This window comes from Thermoanaerobacter ethanolicus JW 200, assembly GCF_003722315.1.
In the GTDB taxonomy this organism is placed as follows: Bacteria; Bacillota; Thermoanaerobacteria; order Thermoanaerobacterales; family Thermoanaerobacteraceae; genus Thermoanaerobacter; species Thermoanaerobacter ethanolicus.
This window is the reverse complement of the sequence record NZ_CP033580.1, coordinates 1,462,569-1,485,605: the sequence shown is the minus strand read 5'-3', so window position 1 is coordinate 1,485,605 and position 23,037 is coordinate 1,462,569. Positions and strand designations below refer to the sequence as shown.

The window sequence follows — 23,037 nt, the reverse complement described above, 5'->3', positions numbered from 1 at the left end:
CTCTTTTTATGCATATATTTGGTTGTCATTGAGACTTCTACTTCTTCCCATGTCCTTTATAAAAGAATCAACATTAAAAAATCTTTTTAAAATTTTAAAATAATACAACTCTTCTTTAGACTTTATTTCAAAACCGTTAGGTAGGAATCTATTTTTTATATACTCTGCATCACTAATTTCTGATTCGGCTATTTTATTTAATATTTCAGATGTACCAGTTCCTATTGCAAATTTTTCTTTTCTTCTCCATACAATTGATTCTGGCAAATAATTTTCTGCAAGTTTTCTAAGTATCCACTTTTCGGTTTTTTCTCGGCCGTTAATTTTAAATGACGGTGTTATTTTAAATGCGTACCGTAACACTTCTACATCTAAAAACGGTACACGTCCCTCAATGGAATGTGCCATTGTCATTCTGTCAACTCTTTGAAGATTTGTATTATGCAAATTTCGAGTTATATATTTTAATTCGGATTGTAATTTCCAAGGATTTGAATAATTTTTAAGGTAATGATATCCACTAAACAATTCATCAGCACCTTCTCCCGAAAGAACAACCTTTACGTAATTGCTTGCAAGTTTTGATACAAAATATGTTGCAACAGCACTTCTGACTAAGGCTGGATCACAGGATTCAAGATGATATATAACTTCAGGTAAAACTTTTTTTATGTCCTCCTCTGTATAAATAAATTCATGGTGAATCGTACCTACATAATCAGCAACAACTCTTGCATTCTTTAAGTCATTACTTCCTTCGACACCTACTGCAAATGAGTGAAGGGGATTTTTGTATTTTGCTGCTATTGCTGCTATAAGGCTGCTATCCAATCCGCCACTTAAAAATACTCCAACAGGCACATCAGCAATCAACCTTTTTCTTACTGAATCCTCTAATCTAAGCCTTAATCCATTAATAATATTATCAACATCTGCAAAATACATCGGATCCTGTGGAATTGAATAATATCTCTCAAATCCGTTTTCAGTTGTATAAATATATCCATTAGGAAATTCATTTATATCATCAGTTACTTCCTGAAGTGCTTTAATCTCCGAAGCAAAGGCAAAATAACCTTCTTTTGTTTTACCATAATACAATGGCTTTATTCCTAACGGATCGCGAGCAATAAATATGGTCTTTTTTTTAGAGTCATAAATAACTAAAGCAAACATTCCATCAATATAGTTAACACAATTTTTACCTAGTTCTTCATACAAATGAATTATTACTTCGCTATCAGTATCTGTGGAAAAAATATGGTTTTTTAACTCTTTATGCAATAATTGGTAATTGTAAATTTCTCCATTATAAATAAGCCAATACCTGCCATCTTCGTTTTTTATAGGTTGGCGTCCATGATAAAGGTCAATTATCGTCAACCTATTATGGCCTAATGTAATATTTTCATCTGCAAAAATACCTGACTCATCCGGGCCACGATGTCGTATTTTATCAAGCATCCTTTGTACTTTGCTCTTATCACCAGTTCCTATAATTCCTGCCAATCCACACATTTGATTATCATTCCTCCACTTCATATATATTTAAAGAAAATTGAATAAGGAACGTAAGAATAGATCTTACGTTCCTACAGTTTGTTGACAAAGTTGAAAAATATCAAAGGAGATATTTTGCATCGTCACTCCGGTGTTCCAAAGCGACAAAACTAAAGCTCGACCTTCGGGCTCCGGCAGGGTACCGGGCACAATCGGCATCCATGCCTTAAGGTGCCCGCCTCCGCCATCCATGGCTTCGGCCCTGCCTCCACCCTCGGCCTTGCTAAGTTTTGTTGCCGCTTTGTAACAAGTCGCTCCTTATGCAAAATATCTCCTTTACGAAAGTTTGTCTACAGTCTGAAGGAACGTAAGAATAGATCTTACGTTCCTAAATTTTATACTGTTATAACTAATCTTTCATATTCACGTAAAATCTTTTCTACCCTTTCTTCTTCAGGTATTATTCTATGCTTCTCATAGTCATAAGCATAACATGCACCATCTATTACTTTGGTCTGCAATTCTCCTTTTGCATACTTGTTACCCTTGAGATGTGGTGCATCTAATAGACCAATCTTTATCGCCAATGCTAATACGTCTGGATCAGAAAGTGGATCAGGACTGTGAGGCGCTAAACTCTTTATCGCTTCCAATAAAATCCTTGTCTCTTTCTTTAACTGTTCTTTTCTTTGAATTACTTCTTTATCCTGAGTCAAATCAGGCATTCCAAACATAGAGTTTTTTATCACGGCTTTTACTATTTTAACGCTTTCAATTATATCTTCTGGCGTTGCAGCATGATGAGCTTCACAGTAGCCTACCACATGATAGATATGAGGCTTTATAGCCATGGAGAGATAGGCACTGGAAGCCAATTGTCCTTTAGCTTCTAAAAGGTCGGAAGGGAAACTTGCAAGTCCAGCCCTTGCCTGCCTTATAACTCTGAAATTTTCATCTTGTAATTCTCCTATCAATTCTATCTTAGCTAACATCTTTGCCAAATCCATTTTTGGTGAAATAGAAGCAGGTACATTAAACATAAACTGAGCTACATAGTCTCTTACTCCCATCTTTTTGGCATTATATGCTGCAAGATAAGCCATTGTTACTCCAATTACGTCGTGAGCATCTCTCAAGCTCCAATGATGTGCTTCGTTTACTTCTACAGGTACTCCTTTTTCAGCGTGCCATTTCATAAGCTGCTGATTTTCTCTTATGGAAGTATTTACATCCCTTGGTCCTCTGCCGTCCAATACATTATACCAGCAAAGGGGAATCGCTGCCCAAGCGTTATGGATAGTCTCTAGAAGCATCTCTGCCATCTTGAAAACATCATTTGTACCACTGTAACATCTGAGAAGAGGATAGTTACCTCTTCTTGAAGCCTCATATATTCTTATTAAGTCTTCTTTCTTTCTTATAGGAACACCGCCTGCTCCGTCCAAAGATTTGTCATATTTCTTATCAAAGAAGTGCTCTTGAGCATTTTGGTCTGGTGCTATAGAAATTACATCTAAAACTTCTGCTTCTGCTATCTTCTTAACTCCTTCTATAGTGTCCTCCAATGAAGGAAGCCCAAAGTGATGCCTTATTATAGGATAAGGATATTTATCTTCTATTCTTCCAATTAATGTATCAGCAAAAACTCTTTGTCTATGGTTTGAACTTCCTCCTCTTAAGAAATTAATTGTAGCTTCATCGCCATTTTTACCATCAAAAACTGCTGCAAATATTCCTGATTTACGAGCTACTTCTGCAGTAGGCTCTGTCCCTCCAAATACCCATTTTATATGTTGCAAATTATTTACTTCTATTTCCCTCTTGAGTTCTTCTAAAAGTTTTTCAAGAGCTGAAGGAGTTAGTCTAAAGCTTACTCCTACAATCTCCGGCTTATGTTCTTTAACAGCTTCAATCAATTTTTTAATAGGAACTGCAGGACCTAAAAATACAGTCTCATAACCTTGCTGTTCTGCAAATCTCAAAAAGTTATACACACCTGCTACATGGACGCAATTACCTATCGCTGCCGCTACAATTAACTTTTTCATGCTATCGTTACCTCCTTTCTTTTCCCTTCAACCAATTCTATAATTTCTTCAACTGTCATACCTTGTATGCCAAGCTTTTCAGCCGTTCTTCCAACTTTCCAATAATCTTTTCCGTGCATAACTGAAGCAAGATGTATAACAGCATCAATAGTGGGGGTCTTAATGCCTATTTCTTTCCCTATAGAAGACATAGGCACTAAACTCATAGGAACATCTTCAAATATATAACGACAATCTAATGTTTGAGGAGCTAATAAACCAACATAAGCTTTTGTATTTTGAATTGCCTCATATAGATTTTCTCCTTCCGCATTATAACTTTCTTTTAGCCATCTTTTAGCGGAAATAGTATTTACGCCCAGAGCTTTTGCCACCATCATTCTCTCATTATCTATTTTTTCCAATATCTTTGCAACAGAAGGAGAAATGCCTTCCCGATAATATTCAAAATTCCCTTTAGTAGTTTCTATTCTCGCTGCATTCAAAAGAGTAGGGGTGGGATGAAAAACAGCTCCAAAATTGTTAAGACTCGTTTCAAGAACATTTTGCGCCGGAATAAACTGAGAAAATGCAGTATTAAGTGTTTCCACCACTATTTCTGTTTTTTCTTTAGGTATTGCAGCAACAGACACTACTTCTTTTATTTTGTATATTTTAGCTCTTCCCATGGAAGACCTGCAGGCGTATATAAAAGTATCTGTTTCTGCAATAACTACATCTAAATCTTCTCTTTTTCTTGTAACATTATGAAACTCTAAAGCACCACCAGTTCTCCCAGGGTTTAATACAATTATTTGACCATCCCTAAGATATGGCAGCATGTCTTCGGCAATTTTATAATGTGCAGAAGCAGGAACTACAACTAAAACTATATCAACATCTTTAATAGCTTTCTCCATGTCATCAGTTATCACATTTAACTTGCCAAACCCTTCTACTTCTCCTTCTAATTCAATTCCACCTTTTTCTATAATAGGAAGTAATTTTTGATAGGTTCTATTGTACAAATTAACTTTATAGCCTTTTAAAGCGAGATGCCCCGCTATCGCTTGACCCCCATTCCCAGCTCCAATTACTGCAAAAGAGAGTTGTTTCATTTTTACTACCCCCTTTTAAAGAAATGAAAAAGCTATAGAGGGAAATCTATAGCTTTAACCTTCGGTGTCTGTAAAAACCCAAAAAGACACCAATGCTATCATCCTCCTCTTTCAACGCTTACGAGGTTAGCTGACGGGTTCGGGTCGAAAGATAACCCTACCATCTTTTAAAAGATGGATTCACCCCAGAAAGTGGTTCCCCCGCTTCTTTACGAATTCAGCGTTTAGCATTTTATTTAATTTTCAATTTATTTTTATTATATCATAAAATCTAATATTTGTAAAGGAAAACAGACTAATATTTACCAAAATCCTCTCCTACCCTTATTTCATCCAAATAATTATATATAGTATATCTGGAAACACAGAGTATTTTTGCTACGTAATCCACAGCGCCCCTTATTAAGAAAGTCCCTTTTGCATCTAACATTTTCACTATCTGAACCTTTTCTTCTTTTGTCATAAAATTTACAGGTTTACCATAATTCTCTAATGTAGTATTCACAATGCTTTCCAAAACATCACTTACACTGCCCGTATAACTTTCTCTATTTTCTTCTGTAGTATCAGCTACTTCACAGAATTCTGATAAGGTATTTTTCACCATAATAAATTCTGAAATATCGATATTAATTGTAAGGCACCCAATGGGCTTGCCATTTTCATCTTTTATAAAAATCGCGGACGACTTCAAAATTTTTCCATCATTGCTCTTGTTTTTATAATTTATTAAATTCTCAATATTATCTGATTTCAATACTTTTAATATAGCCTCAGGCAATGGAGCCCCCACTTCTCTTCCCGTAACATGGGGATTTATGATCGCAATGATAGGATTTTGTGGGGAAGAAAAGTCATGTAATGCCACTTCGCAATTTTTGCCAAATGTATTAGCTATACCTTCTAGTACTGGGATCATGCTTTTTAAGATAGGATGTGTTCCCATTGGCTTTGAATCCCCCTAATCATACAATATTAAATATATGCGGTAGAGAGTAAAAAATGACACAAGAGATAACAGCATTAAAAATTTATTAACGTTATTATACATACCTTAAATGCGGTTGTCAAGCACTATTTCCTTTGCATCTGCCCACAATCTTTCTAAATTATAAAATTCCCTTTCGGGTTGTTGAAATATGTGAACTATTACATCTCCATAATCCATCAAAATCCACTTGCCCCAATTGTAACCCTCAATATGATCAACAAAAACGCCGTCTTCCATAAGTTTTTTTTCAATTTCGTCTGTCAATGCTTTGACGTGAGTATCCGAACTGCCAGTGGCAATAACAAAATAATCTGCGACAATCGTTAAATCTCCTATATACAAGATCTTTATATCATAAGCTTTTTTGTCTTCTAAAACTTTATAAATTTTAGACACCTTATCTTTTCCGTCTATCACTAAATCACCCTCCATTTTATATGTTTTTCCCTAAAATTATAGTTATATCAACATTACTGTCTCCATTCGTATCTTCCACTACAATAGCGTTTTTTAAAATTTTCTTCAGATCTTCTACTATTTTTTTATCATCAGTCCTATTGATTATCTGAGTAGTGTTGTAAGTGGTACCTATTACATTTCCTATCTTCACTACATCATACCCTTGTTGTTTTAACAAATCAGCAGTCTTTGTAGCAGCTCCTGGTATACCACCGCCATTTAAAACTTCTATTTTTATGTCTTTTTTATTAGCTGCGATAGCAGTATCATCTCTTTCATCATTTAAATTATCCATAAATTGTAATACTTCTTGTGGATCTGTGATATAATAAGCAACCCCATCAATGTACTGAGGAGTACCAGGCACAGTAGCTGTTTTTATATTGTCTTTGTCAAGTTTTAAAAGATAATCTGCATACTTTAACATAGTAGTAGGTGGTATGTTTGTTTCTACGTATTGATTTATGGTTTTTAATATACGATGAATTTTTAACAAAGTACTAGGGTCTTTAGCTTTTTGAAACATCGCTAATAAAAATTCCCTTTGGACTTTGACCCTTTCTAAATCCTGTTCTGCATACCCATGTCTAAATCTCACCAACTGTAAAGCCTTCTCTCCATCCAAAAGTTGAACACCTTTTTTTAAATGAATATGAAGATTCCCTGCATTGTCATCATAATTCATGTCCATCGGTACGTTCATCTCTACTCCGCCTAAATCGTCTACTAATTGTTTAAAACCTTCATATCCAATCTTTACATAATAATCAACGGGCTCTCCAATAAGCTGTGACACCATATCCATCGCCAGTTGAGGTCCACCTATGGGATAGGCAGCATTTATCTTTTGTGTCCCATATTTGTCAAGTTTAATCATTGTATCTCTGGGAATAGATAAAATATAAGCTTTGTTAGTTTTAGGATTATAAGATAATAATATCATAGTATCAGAACGCCTTGGATCTGTTGGCGATGTTTCATCAACTCCCAAAACCAATATATTTATTTTCTGAATTGCCTCTGAATTTTTGTTTTCACTATTTTTATTCATCAAAGAAACATCTAAGGGGTTCAAAGACTTTAAATAGATATATCCTCCTACTCCTACAGATAATAAACTCAGCAACAATAACATTGATACAATCTTTATAAATTTTTTCATTTACCTCCACTCCCAAGTTTCAAAAGAATATGATTTCGAGCTTTTACTGTTTTCTCATAAAGAAGTAGTCCCCTCTCTAAAGCATAACAAATTGTACTATCAAAAGACTTTAACAAAGCAAGGTCTAAATTTTCCTCAGCTAATCGCCTTAATTCCTCTACTCCTTTAAAATCTCTATTAGGCTCTATATAATCCGCAAGAAATACTACTTCATCCAAAAGGCTCATATTGACATCACCAGTAGTATGAAGAGCAATTGCCCTTTTTATTTCTTGATCTTTTATTCCAAAAATTTCTTCTACCAAATGTGCACCTATAGGACCGTGTAAAAGAAAAGGCGCATGAATTAAAATCTCATCTAGCTCAATTCTATATTTTTTAGCAAGTTTTAAAAGGTCATCATCAGAATAGCTTTTAGCGCAATCATGCAATAATCCTGCTACTTGTGCCTTTTCGACATCAGCTCCATATTTTATTGCAAGATGCATTGCGGTTTCCATTACTCCAATAGAGTGTTTAAATCTTTTTTCATCTAATAACTCTTTTAATCTCTTTTTAAAAAATTCTATGTCATACCCCATTTTCGTCATCCTCTTTGTATAAACCGTATTTTTGAATATATCTTTCAACAGACTCCGGCAACAAATACTTTATAGGTCGTCCCCCTGCTACTCTTTCCCTTATATCAGTTGAGGAGATAGCCAAAGAGGGAACAGTCACTTTGTAAATGACATTTCCATAAAGTTTTCTAATTTTTTTTAATTCTTCATCTATTTTACTACCTTCAACTCCTGGCCTAGTTGCAGCAACAAAATTACACATTTTCAGAAGCTCATCCGCGCTTTTCCAAGTCAAAATTTCTAAAACAGCATCTGCTCCTGTTATAAAATAAAGTTGCGTACTTTCCCCATAAATTTTTTTAAACTCTTTGATAGTATCAATAGTATAAGTATACCCTTCTCTGTCAATTTCAATCGTCGATACCTCAAAAAAAGGATTAGTTATTGTAGCAAGTATAGTCATTAAATAACGATGTTTTTTATCTGTCACCTTTCGCTTTACTTTATGAGGCGGGTTACCTGCTGGAACAAAAATCACTTTGTCCAATTTAAATTCAGACCTTACCGCTTCAGCAGTAACTAAATGGCCATAATGAATAGGGTCAAAAGTGCCTCCCATTATCCCAAGTCTAAGCTCCCTTTCCAAGTTACTATCCCCCAATTTATATTTCTTTTATATTATACATTATACATCAAAAGAGGTAAATTGCACAAGCTTACCATGAGCCCTCATTAAAGTAATCGAGTAGGAGCTGAATAATTATTTTATTCAGCGTCCTCTCACACCACCGTACGTACCGTTCGGTATACGGCGGTTCATTAGGAATTGTGTACAATTAGATATCTTTGGGATAAACTCTTATAACCTATGCTTTCAAAGTATTTATTTGTAAGAGTCTTATTTAGGATTGGGCTATTGGATATTCTCCAGTAGCCTTTCCTTGTATTGGCGTATTCCCAGGCTTTTTGTTCTTCTACTCCTAGTTTTACTAAGTTATCATGCTTCGTTTTTATCTTCTTCCATTGTTTCCATATACATGCCCTTAGTCTTCGCCTTATCCATTCGTCAAGGGTTTTCATTATGCTTTTCGCGTCTGCTAATCCAAAATAGTTGACCCATCCTGTTGTTATTTGATTTAGTCTTTTTATTCTGTTTTCCATGCTTATTCCCTTGTTCCGATTGGTTATTTCTCTTACTTTTTCCTTAAACCTTTTGATGGATTTTTCATGGATTCTTATTCTTACTTCGTTTTCTTTTGTATAGAATGAAAATCCAAGAAATTTTCTTCTCCATGGTCTATCTACAGCACTTTTTGCTTCGTTGACTTTTAGTTTTAATTTGCTTTCTATGAATTTCTTTATGCTCTTCATTACTCTGTTTCCTGCCGACCTGCTTTTTACATATATGTTGCAGTCATCTGCATATCGGCAGAATTTATGCCCTCGTTTCTCAAGTTCTTTGTCTAGTTCGTCCAACATTATGTTTGCTAATAGGGGACTTAATGGCCCTCCTTGGGGTGTCCCTTCTTCTGTTGATATTTTGTCATTTCTCAAATTAATTCAGCCCAAAACCGATAAAATTTTTCAGATTAAATAATCTTGTGATAAAATTAATGCTAAAGGAATTTGATAAATTTTTTTCAGATTCCTTTAGCATTAGTTTTAATTGGAGAGGTTACTTATGCAAATAGTTTTCCATGTTGATAACATTGAAGAATATTTACATAAAGGTAAAGATTACAATTTCCCTGCCCCACCAGATAGATGTCCTTATCCCGATTGCAAGTGTAGAGTAAAACTAAAAAAGCACGGGTTTTATTACCGCTATTATTTAGACGGACTTAACTGTGTAAAAATAGCCATAAGAAGATATATATGCCCTGTGTGCAAAAGGACTCTTTCCTACCTTCCTGATTTCTGTATTCCTCATTTTCAGTATTCTTTCAATATGATTGTAAAGTCTTTAAAAGAGACACTTCTCAGAGAAAAAACTCTCAGTTCTTTCATAAGTGACTTAAAAAGAAACTTCCCTACCATACTATTTTCAAGACAGCATATATATTTTTACACCAAAAGGATAATGAATAATTTAAGTTTTATCATATACGGATTAAGGCAAATAAACCCTTACATAAAGTTATCTAAGACTGACTCACAAAGAGAGAGGGCCAGAGAGATTTTGGACATAATAAGCATTGTACCACTCTTCTCCCAACGGTTTTATGCTCATTGCCAAAAATCATTTCTGGCCTCTCTCACATAATTTTAGCATTAAACCTGAAAGATTTAAATAAAAATTTTGATTTTTTCTTAGCAACATAACTTTTTCCTTTAATGTCCCCCAGGTATGAGCTAAAATTACGATTAAGAAATCAAAAAAGTGAAGGGGGAACATATAAATGCTTGATGAAAAAGCGAGAGAAGCTATAGCATTAAAGAGATTTTCACTGATAAGTCCGGTGTTAAACGGACAGGTAAAAAATCAGAAAGAATATTTTGATGCTCTTTCCGATAAACCTATTGAGATACCTTATCTTGGAATGAGAAGATATACTCCCAAGACACTTAGAGGGTGGCTATATCAGTATTTAAGAGGCGGTATAGAAGCGTTAAAGCCGGGTTATCGAAGTGACAGAGGCAAATACAGAAAGATAGACTTTGAACTTTCAGAGAGAATAAAGCAAAAGAAGCTTGAACATCCTGAAATGCCAAACAAACTTCTTTATGAGACATTGATAGGAGAAGGAATAATATCACCGGATAAAGTATCCCTTTCGACATTCTATAGGTTTTTGAAAAACATTCCTGTAAAATCTTTAGATAAAGAAAAAGAGGGTAAAACAAAGAGGTTTTCCCATGAATACATCAATGAACTGTGGTAAACTGATGTCATGTATGGGCCATATATTAAAGAAGGTAAAACAAAGAGACAAACGTACCTTATTGCATATATAGATGATGCTTCCAGGCTGTGTACCTATGCTCACTTTTACTATACCCAGAATTTTTTAGCTTTAAGAGACTCATTTAAAGAAGCAGTGCTAAGAAGGGGAATACCCAAAATGCTCTACACTGACAATGGAAAGATATATAGAAGCACTCAATTGGAGTATATCTGTGCTTCACTAGGTACATCTCTTATTCATGCTGAGCCCTTTTCACCTCATTCAAAAGGAAAAATAGAAAGATTCTTTCATACGGTGAGAATGAGATTTTTAAGCACAATAGATCCTACATCCATAAAGAGTATAGATGAGCTCAATATGATGTTTTTTAAATGGCTGGAGGATGATTACAACCGAAAAGAACACAGCAGTATTGGCATGAGTCCTTTAGATTTTTTCATGTCTCAAATATCAAGGGTAAATATGTGTAAAGACATAGATATGTTGAATGAATGTTTTCTCATAAGAGTAAATCGTAAAGTAAACAAAGATGCTACACTTAAAGTGGAAAATATACTTTATGAAACAGAAGAAAAGTTTAAAGGTATGCGCTTAGAAGTCAGATATGACCCGCAGTGGCTTAAGGATAATACACCTCTTCTACTTTTTCATGAAGGCAAAAAAGTGGGGGAAGCGTATAAGGTAAATTTTCATGATAATGCTAAAATTCCCATAGGATACACCCAAAACAAAAATGCTGTAAGTAGAAATGAAGAGTTAGTTGATTTTATTAAACACACAGTGATATCCTTTAACGATATCATTGATTAAAAAAGAGCATTCCTGTAATGAATAAAAAATAAGGAAGAATGAACTTTGAAAAAATAAGTACCTCCTGATAAAATACAGAGTGTAAGTTCTAGAACTTACCTCGAATTATCAAAATAAACAGGAGGTACCTAAAATGAAGTATACACAAAATGAAAAGATTTTGCAAGTAACAGAAGACACATTAATTGCGGGAGTAGACATAGCAAAAGAAAGCCATTATGCCAGAGCATTTGACTACAGAGGAGTAGAATATGGGAAATACCTAAGATTTGAAAACAATAGAGAAGGTATGACAAAATTTTTTAGATGGGCAAAAGAGTTGATGGAGAGACATAAGAAAAACAAACTAATAGTAGGGATAGAACCGACAGGGCAATATTGGCTATGTTTTGCCCAATACCTTAAAGACAATAACATAAAGGTAGTATTGGTTAATCCATTTCATGTAAAGAGGAGCAAAGAATTAGATGACAATTCTCCCACAAAAAGCGATAAAAAAGACCCAAAAACAATAGCAATGCTAGTAAAAGATGGGAGATATGTAGAGCCGACAATACCTGAAGGAGTATATGCAGAATTAAGGGTAGCGATGGACATAAAAGACAGGTTGAACAAACAAATAGGGATGACAAAAAATCAAATAACAAGATGGATGGACATATACTTTCCGGAGTTTAACACCGTATTTTCAGACTGGGAAGGGAAAGCAGCACTTATCACATTAAGAGAATTTCCAACGCCTGAGAAGATAGCAAAAAAGAGTGCTGAAGAAATAATATCGATATGGAAGAAAGAAGTACAAAGAGGGGTAGGAGAAAAAAGGGCTATAAAGCTGATAGAAACTGCTAAGGAGAGCATAGGGAAGAAGCAGGGCATAAAGATGGCGGAATACGAGATAAAGACTCTCATTGAACAATACGAATTTCTCAAAAAACAAATTGAAGAAATAGAGAAGAAGATAGAAGAATTAATAGTTGAGATACCAGGGGTTAAAGAACTACTAGAAATCAAAGGGATAGGAGTAAATACAGTAGCAGGTTTTATTGCAGAAGTAGGAGATATTGAGAAATATGAACATCCAAAACAGATACAAAAACTAGGAGGATTAAACCTAGTAGAGAATAGCTCTGGTAAACATAAAGGAGAAATGACAATAAGTAAAAGAGGGAGGAAGCGATTGAGGAGAGTACTATTTAATGCAGTAATGGCCTTGGTTGCAAAAAACGAAGAGTTTCGTGAACTACACAAATATTACACTACCAGAGCGCAAAACCCGCTAAAAAAGAAGCAATCACTAATAGTATTGTGTAACAAACTGATAAGGGTATTTTATGTCATATTAAAAAAGGAGTAAAATATGACCCAATCAAGATGATGAAGGACATAAAGAGGCCAGCCTTACAGGAAGCTGCATAAAAAGTGCTAACATACTATCAAATCAATTAAGGGTTAATCATCTTCTCTTCAGCTTTAAATTACTCACATCTAAAAAGCTGACCCTTAAGAAGAATTAATTTTTAGGGAAAAGGAAAGTGTGAACGACGTGACATAAAAGGTAAAGTAAGGAATAAAACAAAAACAACTAGTCAAGAGATGGGATATTGACAACAAGAGCGGGAATTGTCATACAAGAATAATCACCATACGGGCAAAGACCCTGCAATGGAGCAGAAATGACATCCACCTCATGGCAGGTAGAACGAAGGAATTAAGGACTAAGATCCAGTAAGACATGGGAGGGTAAACCCCATGAGATAAGTGGAGCTATCCCGCCATAATATGGAAATAGGATATGAGGTTTATTAAACTTACCTATTTAATGGTTAGATAAGTAAGAAATGATAATATAAGCCATGAGATGCTCTTGTTGTGATGAGAAAATTAAAGAAAAACTAAGATATTAAGAGAAAATAAAAGATAATAGAGGGAGGTGTTTACAATGTTTACCCAATATTTTGGAATGAAATTTAATCCATTTTCTAAAGAGATAAGTGTAAACGACCTTTACATAAGTGAAGACATTGCTGAATTAAATGCCAGGCTAAAATATTTACAAGAAACAAGGGGTATAGGACTTATCGTTGGGGAGGCCGGTTCAGGCAAATCTACCGCATTAAGAAGATATGCTGAAAGCCTCAACCGTTCTACATTTAAACCATGTTACTTTGCTCTATCTACACTCACAGTGAGAGAATTCTATCAAGCATTGGCTATGATTTTAGGCGAAACACCCTCATACAAAAAAGTAACGCTCTTTCACCAGATACAAAGAGCGATAACAGAACTTTACTATAGCCAGAAGATAACTCCTGTCATAATATTAGATGAAATACAACTGGTTTCTAATGATGTTCTTGAAGATTTGAGAATAATATTTAACTTTAATATGGATTCTCAAAACCCGTATATATTGATACTTTCAGGACAACCACACATAAGAAACAAACTAGCCTTGAATGTAAACAGTGCACTAAGGCAAAGAATTTCTATAAAGTATGTGATGCAAGGGCTAAAAAAAGAAGAAATTCAAGATTATATAAAAACAAGAATGAAAATAGCCGGAGTGGTGGATGATATATTTACACCATCAGCATATGAAGCAATATATTCTCTAACAAAAGGGCTCCCAAGGATAATAAATAACCTGGTAACAGCTTCTCTTCTCTATGCGTATTCTAAAAGGCTAAGAGAAATAGATGAAGAAGTAATATACCAGGCACAAAATGAAATCAGTTTGTGAGAGTAGTAGCTTTCGCTACTCTCATTTTTTATTATACATCAATTAATTCAAATTGCCAATAACAGATATTAACATATTTTGGCGGTAATGCTCTTAAAAAGTGAAAAAAATTTTTAATCAGGCTGTGATAATTTGAGAAAAAATACTTTTATGCACTTAAAAAATGCCATTATAATTTGAAAATCTTTGGAGATTTAATTTGAGAATTGACAATATTTTGATTCCGTTTATCATTACTCCTGATTCTAAGTATCTTCGTATTAACTTTAGTACTCTTTTGTCCCCTATCCGCTTTTCTAGTTTGGACATTATTACGTCGTGGTTTACTCTGTCAAAGAACTTTTCTAAGTCCATATCTACAACCCATGTGTATCCTTCATTTATGTATGCTTCTGCGGCTTTTATTGCGTCTTTTGCACTGCGTCCTGGTCTGAATCCATAACTGCTATCAGAAAATGTATGGTTGTAGACTTTATTTAGTATTTGGGCTATTGCTTGTTGTATTAGTCTGTCTAGTACTGTAGGTATTCCTAGTAGTCTTTTTCCTCCATCAGGTTTGGGAATTTCTACTCTTCGCACTGGTTGTGGTTTGTATTTCCCCTCCAGCAGTTGTTGTTTTATGGTTGCCCAGTTTTCTTTGAGATACGGTAGAAGTTCATCTACTCCCATCCCATCGACTCCATGGCTTCCTTTATTTGCAACAACGCGCTTGTATGCTGCTTCCATGTTCCCTCGTTCTACTATCATTTCAAGCATCTTGCCGGTATATCTTTGTACCTCGTTTCTTCCATCTTCCGACGCCGATGATATACTATGCACTTCCGTTGTCTTTTGAAATTCCATTTCTCTATTCAACGGATAGCCTCTTGGTTGAGTTGTCTGCAGTCTCTGCATATCTTTCGAGTCCATAAGATTTCCAAAACCTCCTAACGTTCGGTCCTTCCTTATCTATTATTGTCTAGATAAGTACTATGACCTCTGCTGACTTCTCAAGGTTCAGCCATACATCACTGCATGGGTTGTCACTTCAGATTTTACTTCCATGACTTATCCTTGAGACCTCCCCGGGTAAGAACGATAACTTTCATCTCATATATCTGCCAGATTTACTGTATGGGATTCGGGTAGTGTTGGACTTCGTTTTGTTACGCAAACTCATCCATCCCAATTCAGCCTCTTATCTGGTTCTTGTTCATCAGACCGAGATTTTGCCTTAAGCTTCCTTCAGATTCCACCTCACGATGGACACCCTTGCTCTTGGCTAGTGGTTCCCACTACCAAGCCCACAGCGGACTTTCACCGCCTAGTTATCGCCCATGCCGGGCGCACATAATAAAAGTGGAATCAAATTCCACTTTTATTCATAGTATTCAAATTCAAAATCTCTCACATTTATTGTATCGCCACTTTTAAATCCCTTTTCCTTAAGAGCATCTATTACCCCGCTCTTTCTAAGAAGCATTTCAAAGTACCTTAAAGAATGCTCATCTTGTAAATTTACTCTTTTTAAAAGTTTGTCAATTTTTGTACCGCTAAGATAATAGGTATTATCTTTTACTTCTATATTGAGAGTTTCTTCCTCTTCAGGAGGTGTATAAACAATAACTTCTGATACTTCCTTTATCTCCTCAACCGGAATAGAAGAAAGAATTTCTATAGTCTTGTCCAAAAGTTTGTCAATACCCTCTTTTGTCAAAGCAGATATAGGATATACATCATAACCTCTTTTTTTAATTTCTTTTTCAAAATCAGGGTAATTTTCTCTACCACTTTGTAAATCAATTTTATTTGCAGCAACAATTTGAGGCAAAGTAAGTAATCTTTCACTGTAGAGTTTAAGCTCTTCATTTATCTTCTCAAAATCTTCTATAGGGTCTCGTCCCTCATTTCCAGATACATCCACAACGTGTATCAACATTTTTGTCCTTTCAATGTGCCTCAAAAAGTCATGACCTAATCCTTCGCCTCTGTGAGCTCCTTCAATTAAACCTGGAATATCTGCCATTACAAAAGATTTCCCTTTATACTCTACAACTCCTAAATTGGGTGTCAGGGTAGTAAAAGGATAATTGGCAATTTTAGGCTTTGCTCTTGTGCAACTGGCTAAAAGAGTAGATTTACCTGCATTTGGGAATCCTATTAATCCCACATCAGCAAGAAGCTTCAACTCCAATCGTACCCACATTTCTTTGCCTTTTTCACCGCTTTCAGCAAAACGAGGAGTCTTCAAAGTAGAAGTAGCAAATTTAGTATTCCCTCTTCCTCCCTTACCTCCCCGTAAAACAATAGCCTTTTGATTAGGTTTTACAAGGTCAGCTATGATTTCTCCTGTTTCATCGTTAATTATCAAGGTTCCTACAGGAACTTTTATGTACAAATCTTCTCCGTTTTTGCCATATTGATTTTTACCTCTACCATTTTCTCCGTTTTGCGCAATGTACTTTTTTCTGTATTTAAAATCTAACAAAGTAGACAAATTAGGATCTGCTACAAATATTACATCTCCACCTTTTCCTCCGTCGCCACCGTCCGGCCCACCATAAGCAACGTATTTTTCCCTTCTAAAAGATATAATTCCATTTCCACCGTCTCCAGCTTTTATGTATATCCTTGCCGTGTCTATAAACATTCTTTCACCTGCCTTCCTTTATAGTATATACTTTTCAAAATTTTTTACCCCTCTAAGATATTTTTTATAATCTCTTCTGCATTCTCGGAATTAAAAATATCTCTTTCTCTATTAAGGTGGTCAATTGCAATGTGAAGAGATTCAATCACTTTATCTAATTTCCCCAGTTGAGCATACCCTAATACCACTTGTAAATCATTTAAAAGTTCATGTCTGCTTCGTTTGATGTAGTCTACCAATAACTCCACATCTGACACCATTTTTCCACCACTTTCTATTATTATTTTAGACTTGTGCAAAATTCAGAAGCCTTAATTTAAGCCATTCTACAGACATACTTTTTTTCTATCACTCTTGAATTTTTTATCTTTTATGTAGGATTTCACCTCCCATTTGTCGAATTATTATATATACAGCATGAAAATATTTCTTAAGGAGGAGGAAATCCTACATGTACCAGCTTCAATTACTTTTAAATATACCTGAACTCTTTACTTCCCAGTCTAAAATAGACTTTTATTCTTCTATGTTTAAAAATCTTGATCTGTCTTCAATACCTGAATTCCCTTCCTCTAGTCCTGGCCGTAAGGGTTACTCTCATCATGCAATGTTTAGAGCTTTTATTGTTATGAAAGCTGAAAGATTCGGTACAATTTCTGACCTTTTAGATTATCTCCGCAATAATCTTATCATTGCTCATCTTTGTGGCTTTAACATCCTTAAACCTCTTCCTTCTTATTGGACTTTCCGCCGTTTTATTAATGAGTTCTCTCATGATTATTTGACCTCTATCTTTCAAAATCAAGTCAATATCCTCAAAAATATGGGTATTATCTCCGGTGAGTTTATTTCCATGGATTCTACCCCTATTAAAGCTAACACTAAGTTAAATAACCCTAAGTCTTTTTCTAAAAATAAATTCTCTAAAGATAATCAGCCTAAGTCAGATAAGGATTGTAAATTAGGCGTTTATTCTGCTTCTAACGATTCTTCTAATAAACGCTATAAGTTTTATTGGGGCTATAAAAATCACATTATTGTTGATGCTATCTCTGGTTTACCCATCGCTGAAACTACTACCCCCGCTGATGCCCCTGATTTTGAAGCCGCTTTATCTTTGCTTGAGAAGACTAATAAGTGGTTTAACCTTAAGTATGTTAATTTTATTGCTGATAAAGGCTATGATGTTAAGAAACTTTATAATTATGTTAGAAATATTCTCCACGGTCATTGCTTTATTCCTCTTAACAAGCGTAATTCTAAAAATCCCCCTCTGACTGATGATGGTTATATGGTCTGTGAAGCGGGTATTAAAATGCTTAAAGATGGCAAGCAATATTTTGATGGTTTTATTAAGCAAAAATTTGTTTGCAAGTTCTGTAATTCTAAGGATGATTCTGCCTGCCCTATAAATCATCCTAAATATTTTAATGGCAAAAAGCATAGAGGCTGTACTAAGTATGCTATTATATCTTCTGATTATAGGTCCTCTATTAATAGAGACTCCCTATATTTTAAGGCCGTCTACAAATTGAGAATTGAATCAGAAAGATATAATTCCCGCTTTAAAGCTCTGGATTTTGAAAAGGCTTATGTTAGAAATATTAATTCTGTGAGCAACCTTAATACTTTTGGCCATATTACTTTGCTTACTGTCGCTATTGTAGCTATTAAATTGGGCAAATATGATGAGTTTAGATCTCTTGTTGCTTTGATGCAATCGGCCTAATTTTTATTGAATCTATTTCATGCCATTTTTTAACATTTGACTTCTACAGGATATTTATGCCCTTTTTTAGCTCCTCTTTTTGTCTTTTCTTTTCCCTTACCACTTCCTTTATGTTTGATTGTCAGTGTTGATTACTATATATTGTATGTAATACATATTTTGGTTTTTGATTATGATTATTTTAATTAATTTTGCACATCCCTATTATTATTTATGAAAAAATCCTGGTATAAACCAGGATTTAATTCTGCGCAACTTTCCTTTCTGGATAAACACTTACTTGTTTTTTGTCGCGGCCTTTTCTTTCAAAAGTAACATATCCATCAATTAATGCAAAAAGTGTATCGTCTTTTCCTTTTCCTACATTTACACCTGGATGTATTTTAGTTCCTCTTTGTCTTACAAGGATATTACCAGCTAATACAAATTGGCCATCTGCCCTTTTTACTCCCAAACGCTTAGATTCACTATCACGACCGTTTCTGGAACTTCCAACACCCTTTTTATGAGCAAAAAGTTGGAGTTTCATTTTTTGCACCTCCTATCCATAACCCTTACATATTCAGGATAATCCGCTTCAATATCTTTAAGGCCTAAAACCATAGTCTCCAGAATAGCTTTTAATCGTATATCATCTTCTGCCAAACCTTTATCAATAATGTCAATCTGCAAATCGCCACTTTCTATTTTTTTCTTTATTTTAACAGTTTTTAACGCCTCTATTCCCAGCACCGCTGTCTGAGATATAGCAGAAACAGCTGCACATATGATGTCCTTTCCGTACTCATCGAAACCTGCATGTCCTTTTATATTAAATTTATAAATATCCCCTTTTGGATCTCTCAATATTTCTACTCTAATCATGGCTTACTGAATTATTTTTTCAATCTGTACTTTTGTGTAAGGTTGTCGATGTCCTTGTCTTCTTCTATAATTTTTCTTTGGCTTATACTTAAAAACTCTTATTTTTGGTCCTTTCCCATGCTCTAAAACCTTGGCATTAACCTTAACATTTTCTAAATAGGGTTTGCCAAACTCTACATTACCGTCCTCTTTTGACACAGCCAAAACTTTGTCAAAAGAAATAACTTCTCCTTCTGGATAATTTAACTTTTCTACTGCAAGAACATCTCCTTCACGAACCATATACTGTTTTCCGCCAGTTTCGATTATTGCGTACATCTTTGCACCTCCTCCATCCAGTCTCGCCGGGAAACAAGGTAAAAATTTAAAAACCCGTCCCGAGCGGCCGCAAGTGATATTTTAACATAATAAAATATCACTTGTCAATTAAAAATCGACTAAAGAGTTTGTGTTCCTTTTTCTTCCTCCTCTTCCTTGCCATCGCTTTGTTCCTTCGTTTTTTCTTCCGCTAATTTATAGTTTTGCAATTCTATAACCTTTTGATTCAATTCTTCCTTTTCTTTTTCCAATTCTTTTATCCTATTGTTAAGTCCTCTTATCGTTACGCTATAGCGAATTTGTCCAAACAAACCTATTGTCCCCACAATTATAGCTCCAATAGCTGCTGACAATAAAATTACTAAAGCTTGAGAAATTGAATAATGCCAATACAAAAAACTTATATCCACAGGTCCAGCATTAGAAATAGCAAAAATCGCTACTATAATTGCGAATATCAAAGCTAATATTGTATAATATTGCCCCTTCACAAAATTCACCTCCCCCATCTTCAGTAACACTCATTAACCCCTTTCTATCTTTATGATAAATTATACAAATTATTATTGTCAATAAAAATTATAAATTTTTCGATAATGACAAAAACATCATTGTTTACTTTTATCATTTAATTGATAGAAAAAGTTTTTATGTTGAAACTACTCCAGTAGTTGTGTTAAAATTGATTATAGTGAGCAAAATGCTCACCTGGGTCGCAGTAACCCCAGTTAACAAAACAAAGGAGGTAATTTTGTGTCCAAAAAAAGAATAAAAGATCTAGCAGAAATTGCTCTGGTCGCGGCAATTTATTTTGTACTCACAGTTATATTTTCTTCTATTTCATTTTTACCCCTTCAGTTTCGCGTAGGGGAAATTACAAAATCCATTGTAGTATTCAATAAAAAATATGCCATTTCCATGATGATAGGAAATTTTTTTGCAAATTTGTTTAGCCCATTTGCTGGCACAATGGAGCTAATTTTTATGCCTCTTTCAAACTTAATCGGTTGTACAATTGGATACTACATTGGAAGAGCTACTCACAAATTGGTAGGTGCTGTATTCGTAGCTCTTTGGATTGCAGCATCTGTTGGAATCACTTTAAATATCTCTGCCAATATACCATTTATTCCAACTTTCTTAAGCGTAGGATTGGCTGAAACTGTACTTTTGGTAACGGGATATTTTTTGCTTTTTACAATTGAAAAGAAAGGAGTTGTGAAATTTGACAGATAAATATAAAGAGAGAAGATTTGACACTTACGGTTATGAGAAGATTGACAAAGAAGTTTTAGAATCGATTGAATATGAATACCCTGAAAAAAATACTATTGTGGAATATATCACTAATGAATTTTCTTCTGTTTGCCCTTGGACAGGATTACCTGACAATGCAAAACTTACTATAAGATATATACCCTCTAAAAAATTAGTAGAACTTAAATCTTTAAAGTATTATCTCACCTCCTATAGAAATGTAGGTATACTGCAAGAACATGCTATAAATAGAATTTTAGATGACTTAGTTGAACTTCTACAGCCAAAATTTATGGAAGTAATAGGTGAGTTTCAAGAAAGAGGTGGAATAGCCACGAGAATTGTGGCAAAATATGAAAAAGAAAAATAGATATCGAGTAGGAGCTGAATAATTATTTTATTCAGCGTCCTCTCACACCACCGTACGTACCGTTCGGTATACGGCGGTTCATTAGGAATTGTGTACAATTAGATATCTTTGGGATAAACTCTTATAACCTATGCTTTCAAAGTATTTATTTGTAAGAGTCTTATTTAGGATTGGGCTATTGGATATTCTCCAGTAGCCTTTCCTTGTATTGGCGTATTCCCAGGCTTTTTGTTCTTCTACTCCTAGTTTTACTAAGTTATCATGCTTCGTTTTTATCTTCTTCCATTGTTTCCATATACATGCCCTTAGTCTTCGCCTTATCCATTCGTCAAGGGTTTTCATTATGCTTTTCGCGTCTGCTAATCCAAAATAGTTGACCCATCCTGTTGTTATTTGATTTAGTCTTTTTATTCTGTTTTCCATGCTTATTCCCTTGTTCCGATTGGTTATTTCTCTTACTTTTTCCTTAAACCTTTTGATGGATTTTTCATGGATTCTTATTCTTACTTCGTTTTCTTTTGTATAGAATGAAAATCCAAGAAATTTTCTTCTCCATGGTCTATCTACAGCACTTTTGCTTCGTTGACTTTTAGTTTTAATTTGCTTTCTATGAATTTCTTTATGCTCTTCATTACTCTGTTTCCTGCAGACCTGCTTTTTACATATATGTTGCAGTCATCTGCATATCGGCAGAATTTATGCCCTCGTTTCTCAAGTTCTTTGTCTAGTTCGTCCAACATTATGTTTGCTAATAGGGGACTTAATGGCCCTCCTTGGGGTGTCCCTTCTTCTGTTGATATTTTGATTCCGTTTATCATTACTCCTGATTCTAAGTATCTTCGTATTAACTTTAGTACTCTTTTGTCCCCTATCCGCTTTTCTAGTTTGGACATTATTACGTCGTGGTTTACTCTGTCAAAGAACTTTTCTAAGTCCATATCTACAACCCATGTGTATCCTTCATTTATGTATGCTTCTGCGGCTTTTATTGCGTCTTTTGCACTGCGTCCTGGTCTGAATCCATAACTGCTATCAGAAAATGTATGGTTGTAGACTTTATTTAGTATTTGGGCTATTGCTTGTTGTATTAGTCTGTCTAGTACTGTAGGTATTCCTAGTAGTCTTTTTCCTCCATCAGGTTTGGGAATTTCTACTCTTCGCACTGGTTGTGGTTTGTATTTCCCCTCCAGCAGTTGTTGTTTTATGGTTGCCCAGTTTTCTTTGAGATACGGTAGAAGTTCATCTACTCCCATCCCATCGACTCCATGGCTTCCTTTATTTGCAACAACGCGCTTGTATGCTGCTTCCATGTTCCCTCGTTCTACTATCATTTCAAGCATCTTGCCGGTATATCTTTGTACCTCGTTTCTTCCATCTTCCGACGCCGATGATATACTATGCACTTCCGTTGTCTTTTGAAATTCCATTTCTCTATTCAACGGATAGCCTCTTTGTTGAGTTGTCTGCAGTCTCTGCATATCTTTCGAGTCCATAAGATTTCCAAAACCTCCTAACGTTCGGTCCTTCCTTATCTATTATTGTCTAGATAAGTACTATGACCTCTGCTGACTTCTCAAGGTTCAGCCATACATCACTG

19 protein-coding genes, 5 pseudogenes and 1 riboswitch are annotated in these 23,037 nt (G+C 34.9%); of the genes and pseudogenes, 7 read left to right on the top strand and 17 right to left on the bottom strand.

Annotated features, from left to right (window positions below; translation table 11 throughout):
* Window positions 1-6: 6 nt before the first annotated feature.
* The 9 genes and pseudogenes from asnB to EB239_RS07270 all read right to left on the bottom strand — a co-directional run.
* Window positions 7-1,518 (bottom strand): asparagine synthase B, encoded by a 1,512-nt coding sequence (asnB, locus tag EB239_RS07310; RefSeq protein ID WP_003869544.1) that lies wholly within the window; start codon window positions 1,516-1,518, stop codon window positions 7-9.
* A gap of 377 nt (window positions 1,519-1,895) precedes the next feature.
* Entirely contained in the window at window positions 1,896-3,548 is a 1,653-nt protein-coding gene (locus tag EB239_RS07305) for a cobalamin-dependent protein (RefSeq protein ID WP_003869545.1), read from the bottom strand.
* A complete protein-coding gene (locus tag EB239_RS07300; protein WP_003869546.1) occupies window positions 3,545-4,645 on the bottom strand; it encodes an NAD/NADP-dependent octopine/nopaline dehydrogenase family protein in 1,101 nt (366 codons plus the stop codon). Before EB239_RS07300 ends, EB239_RS07305 begins: the two co-directional genes overlap by 4 nt.
* Before the next feature lie 101 nt (window positions 4,646-4,746).
* Window positions 4,747-4,878, bottom strand: a riboswitch (cyclic di-AMP (ydaO/yuaA leader).
* Window positions 4,879-4,940: 62 nt separating this feature from the next.
* The gene (locus tag EB239_RS07295; protein WP_003869547.1) at window positions 4,941-5,591 is read right to left on the bottom strand and encodes a helix-turn-helix transcriptional regulator; all 651 of its coding nucleotides are present in this window, start codon (window positions 5,589-5,591) and stop codon (window positions 4,941-4,943) included.
* A gap of 108 nt (window positions 5,592-5,699) precedes the next feature.
* Window positions 5,700-6,053 carry a ribosome silencing factor gene (gene rsfS, locus EB239_RS07290; RefSeq protein ID WP_003869548.1) on the bottom strand — a complete coding sequence of 118 codons (354 nt, stop codon included), beginning with the start codon at window positions 6,051-6,053 and terminating at the stop codon, window positions 5,700-5,702.
* 16 nt (window positions 6,054-6,069) lie between these two features.
* On the bottom strand, window positions 6,070-7,257 hold the full coding sequence (locus EB239_RS07285; RefSeq protein WP_003869549.1) for an LCP family protein: 1,188 nt from the start codon (window positions 7,255-7,257) through the stop codon (window positions 6,070-6,072).
* A complete protein-coding gene (gene yqeK / locus EB239_RS07280) occupies window positions 7,254-7,838 on the bottom strand; it encodes a bis(5'-nucleosyl)-tetraphosphatase (symmetrical) YqeK (RefSeq protein ID WP_003869550.1) in 585 nt (194 codons plus the stop codon). The genes EB239_RS07285 and yqeK overlap by 4 nt, the downstream gene beginning before the upstream one ends.
* Window positions 7,828-8,463, bottom strand: coding sequence for a nicotinate-nucleotide adenylyltransferase (nadD, locus tag EB239_RS07275; RefSeq protein ID WP_003869551.1), 636 nt, complete (start codon window positions 8,461-8,463; stop codon window positions 7,828-7,830). Before nadD ends, yqeK begins: the two co-directional genes overlap by 11 nt.
* 173 nt (window positions 8,464-8,636) lie before the next feature.
* A pseudogene (locus EB239_RS07270) lies at window positions 8,637-9,359 on the bottom strand (group II intron maturase-specific domain-containing protein); the annotation flags it as partial.
* Between the two features lie 139 nt (window positions 9,360-9,498).
* On the opposite strand from EB239_RS07270, the gene EB239_RS07265 reads away from it, so the two are divergent.
* From EB239_RS07265 to EB239_RS07250, 4 genes and pseudogenes are all read left to right on the top strand, one after another.
* Window positions 9,499-10,080, top strand: coding sequence for a DUF6431 domain-containing protein (locus EB239_RS07265; RefSeq protein ID WP_003871690.1), 582 nt, complete (start codon window positions 9,499-9,501; stop codon window positions 10,078-10,080).
* Window positions 10,081-10,216: 136 nt separating this feature from the next.
* Window positions 10,217-11,533 (top strand): annotated as a pseudogene (locus tag EB239_RS07260) (DDE-type integrase/transposase/recombinase).
* A 133-nt stretch (window positions 11,534-11,666) separates the two neighbouring features.
* A pseudogene (locus tag EB239_RS07255) lies at window positions 11,667-12,949 on the top strand (IS110 family transposase).
* A 523-nt stretch (window positions 12,950-13,472) separates the two neighbouring features.
* Entirely contained in the window at window positions 13,473-14,273 is an 801-nt protein-coding gene (locus EB239_RS07250) for an ExeA family protein (RefSeq protein ID WP_129545116.1), read from the top strand.
* A 213-nt stretch (window positions 14,274-14,486) separates the two neighbouring features.
* Here EB239_RS07250 and EB239_RS07245 read toward each other — a convergent pair.
* The 3 genes and pseudogenes from EB239_RS07245 to EB239_RS07230 form a co-directional block, all read right to left on the bottom strand.
* A pseudogene (locus EB239_RS07245) lies at window positions 14,487-15,182 on the bottom strand (reverse transcriptase domain-containing protein); the annotation flags it as partial.
* 448 nt (window positions 15,183-15,630) lie between these two features.
* The gene (gene obgE / locus EB239_RS07235) at window positions 15,631-16,902 is read right to left on the bottom strand and encodes a GTPase ObgE (RefSeq protein WP_003871562.1); all 1,272 of its coding nucleotides are present in this window, start codon (window positions 16,900-16,902) and stop codon (window positions 15,631-15,633) included.
* A gap of 44 nt (window positions 16,903-16,946) precedes the next feature.
* A complete protein-coding gene (locus EB239_RS07230; RefSeq protein WP_028986104.1) occupies window positions 16,947-17,162 on the bottom strand; it encodes a Spo0B domain-containing protein in 216 nt (71 codons plus the stop codon).
* A gap of 191 nt (window positions 17,163-17,353) precedes the next feature.
* On the opposite strand from EB239_RS07230, the gene EB239_RS07225 reads away from it, so the two are divergent.
* Entirely contained in the window at window positions 17,354-18,631 is a 1,278-nt protein-coding gene (locus EB239_RS07225) for a transposase (RefSeq protein ID WP_129545123.1), read from the top strand.
* A 241-nt stretch (window positions 18,632-18,872) separates the two neighbouring features.
* Here EB239_RS07225 and rpmA read toward each other — a convergent pair whose 3' ends face one another.
* The 4 genes from rpmA to EB239_RS07205 form a co-directional block, all read right to left on the bottom strand.
* Complete coding sequence (rpmA, locus tag EB239_RS07220; protein WP_003868116.1) at window positions 18,873-19,160, bottom strand: 50S ribosomal protein L27; 288 nt, start codon at window positions 19,158-19,160, stop codon at window positions 18,873-18,875.
* A complete protein-coding gene (locus EB239_RS07215) occupies window positions 19,157-19,495 on the bottom strand; it encodes a ribosomal-processing cysteine protease Prp (RefSeq protein WP_003871518.1) in 339 nt (112 codons plus the stop codon). Before EB239_RS07215 ends, rpmA begins: the two co-directional genes overlap by 4 nt.
* Before the next feature lie 3 nt (window positions 19,496-19,498).
* The gene (rplU, locus tag EB239_RS07210) at window positions 19,499-19,813 is read right to left on the bottom strand and encodes a 50S ribosomal protein L21 (protein ID WP_003871517.1); all 315 of its coding nucleotides are present in this window, start codon (window positions 19,811-19,813) and stop codon (window positions 19,499-19,501) included.
* Between the two features lie 119 nt (window positions 19,814-19,932).
* A complete protein-coding gene (locus EB239_RS07205; RefSeq protein ID WP_003871516.1) occupies window positions 19,933-20,304 on the bottom strand; it encodes a LapA family protein in 372 nt (123 codons plus the stop codon).
* 262 nt (window positions 20,305-20,566) lie between these two features.
* Here EB239_RS07205 and EB239_RS07200 point away from each other — a divergent pair, with 262 nt between their 5' ends.
* Both EB239_RS07200 and queF read left to right on the top strand, forming a co-directional pair.
* Window positions 20,567-21,049 (top strand): QueT transporter family protein, encoded by a 483-nt coding sequence (locus EB239_RS07200; protein ID WP_003871515.1) that lies wholly within the window; start codon window positions 20,567-20,569, stop codon window positions 21,047-21,049.
* Complete coding sequence (queF, locus tag EB239_RS07195; protein ID WP_003871514.1) at window positions 21,039-21,440, top strand: preQ(1) synthase; 402 nt, start codon at window positions 21,039-21,041, stop codon at window positions 21,438-21,440. Before EB239_RS07200 ends, queF begins: the two co-directional genes overlap by 11 nt.
* 81 nt (window positions 21,441-21,521) lie before the next feature.
* Here the strand turns inward: queF and ltrA are convergent.
* A pseudogene (gene ltrA, locus EB239_RS07190) lies at window positions 21,522-22,933 on the bottom strand (group II intron reverse transcriptase/maturase).
* Between the last annotated feature and the right edge of the window lie 104 nt (window positions 22,934-23,037).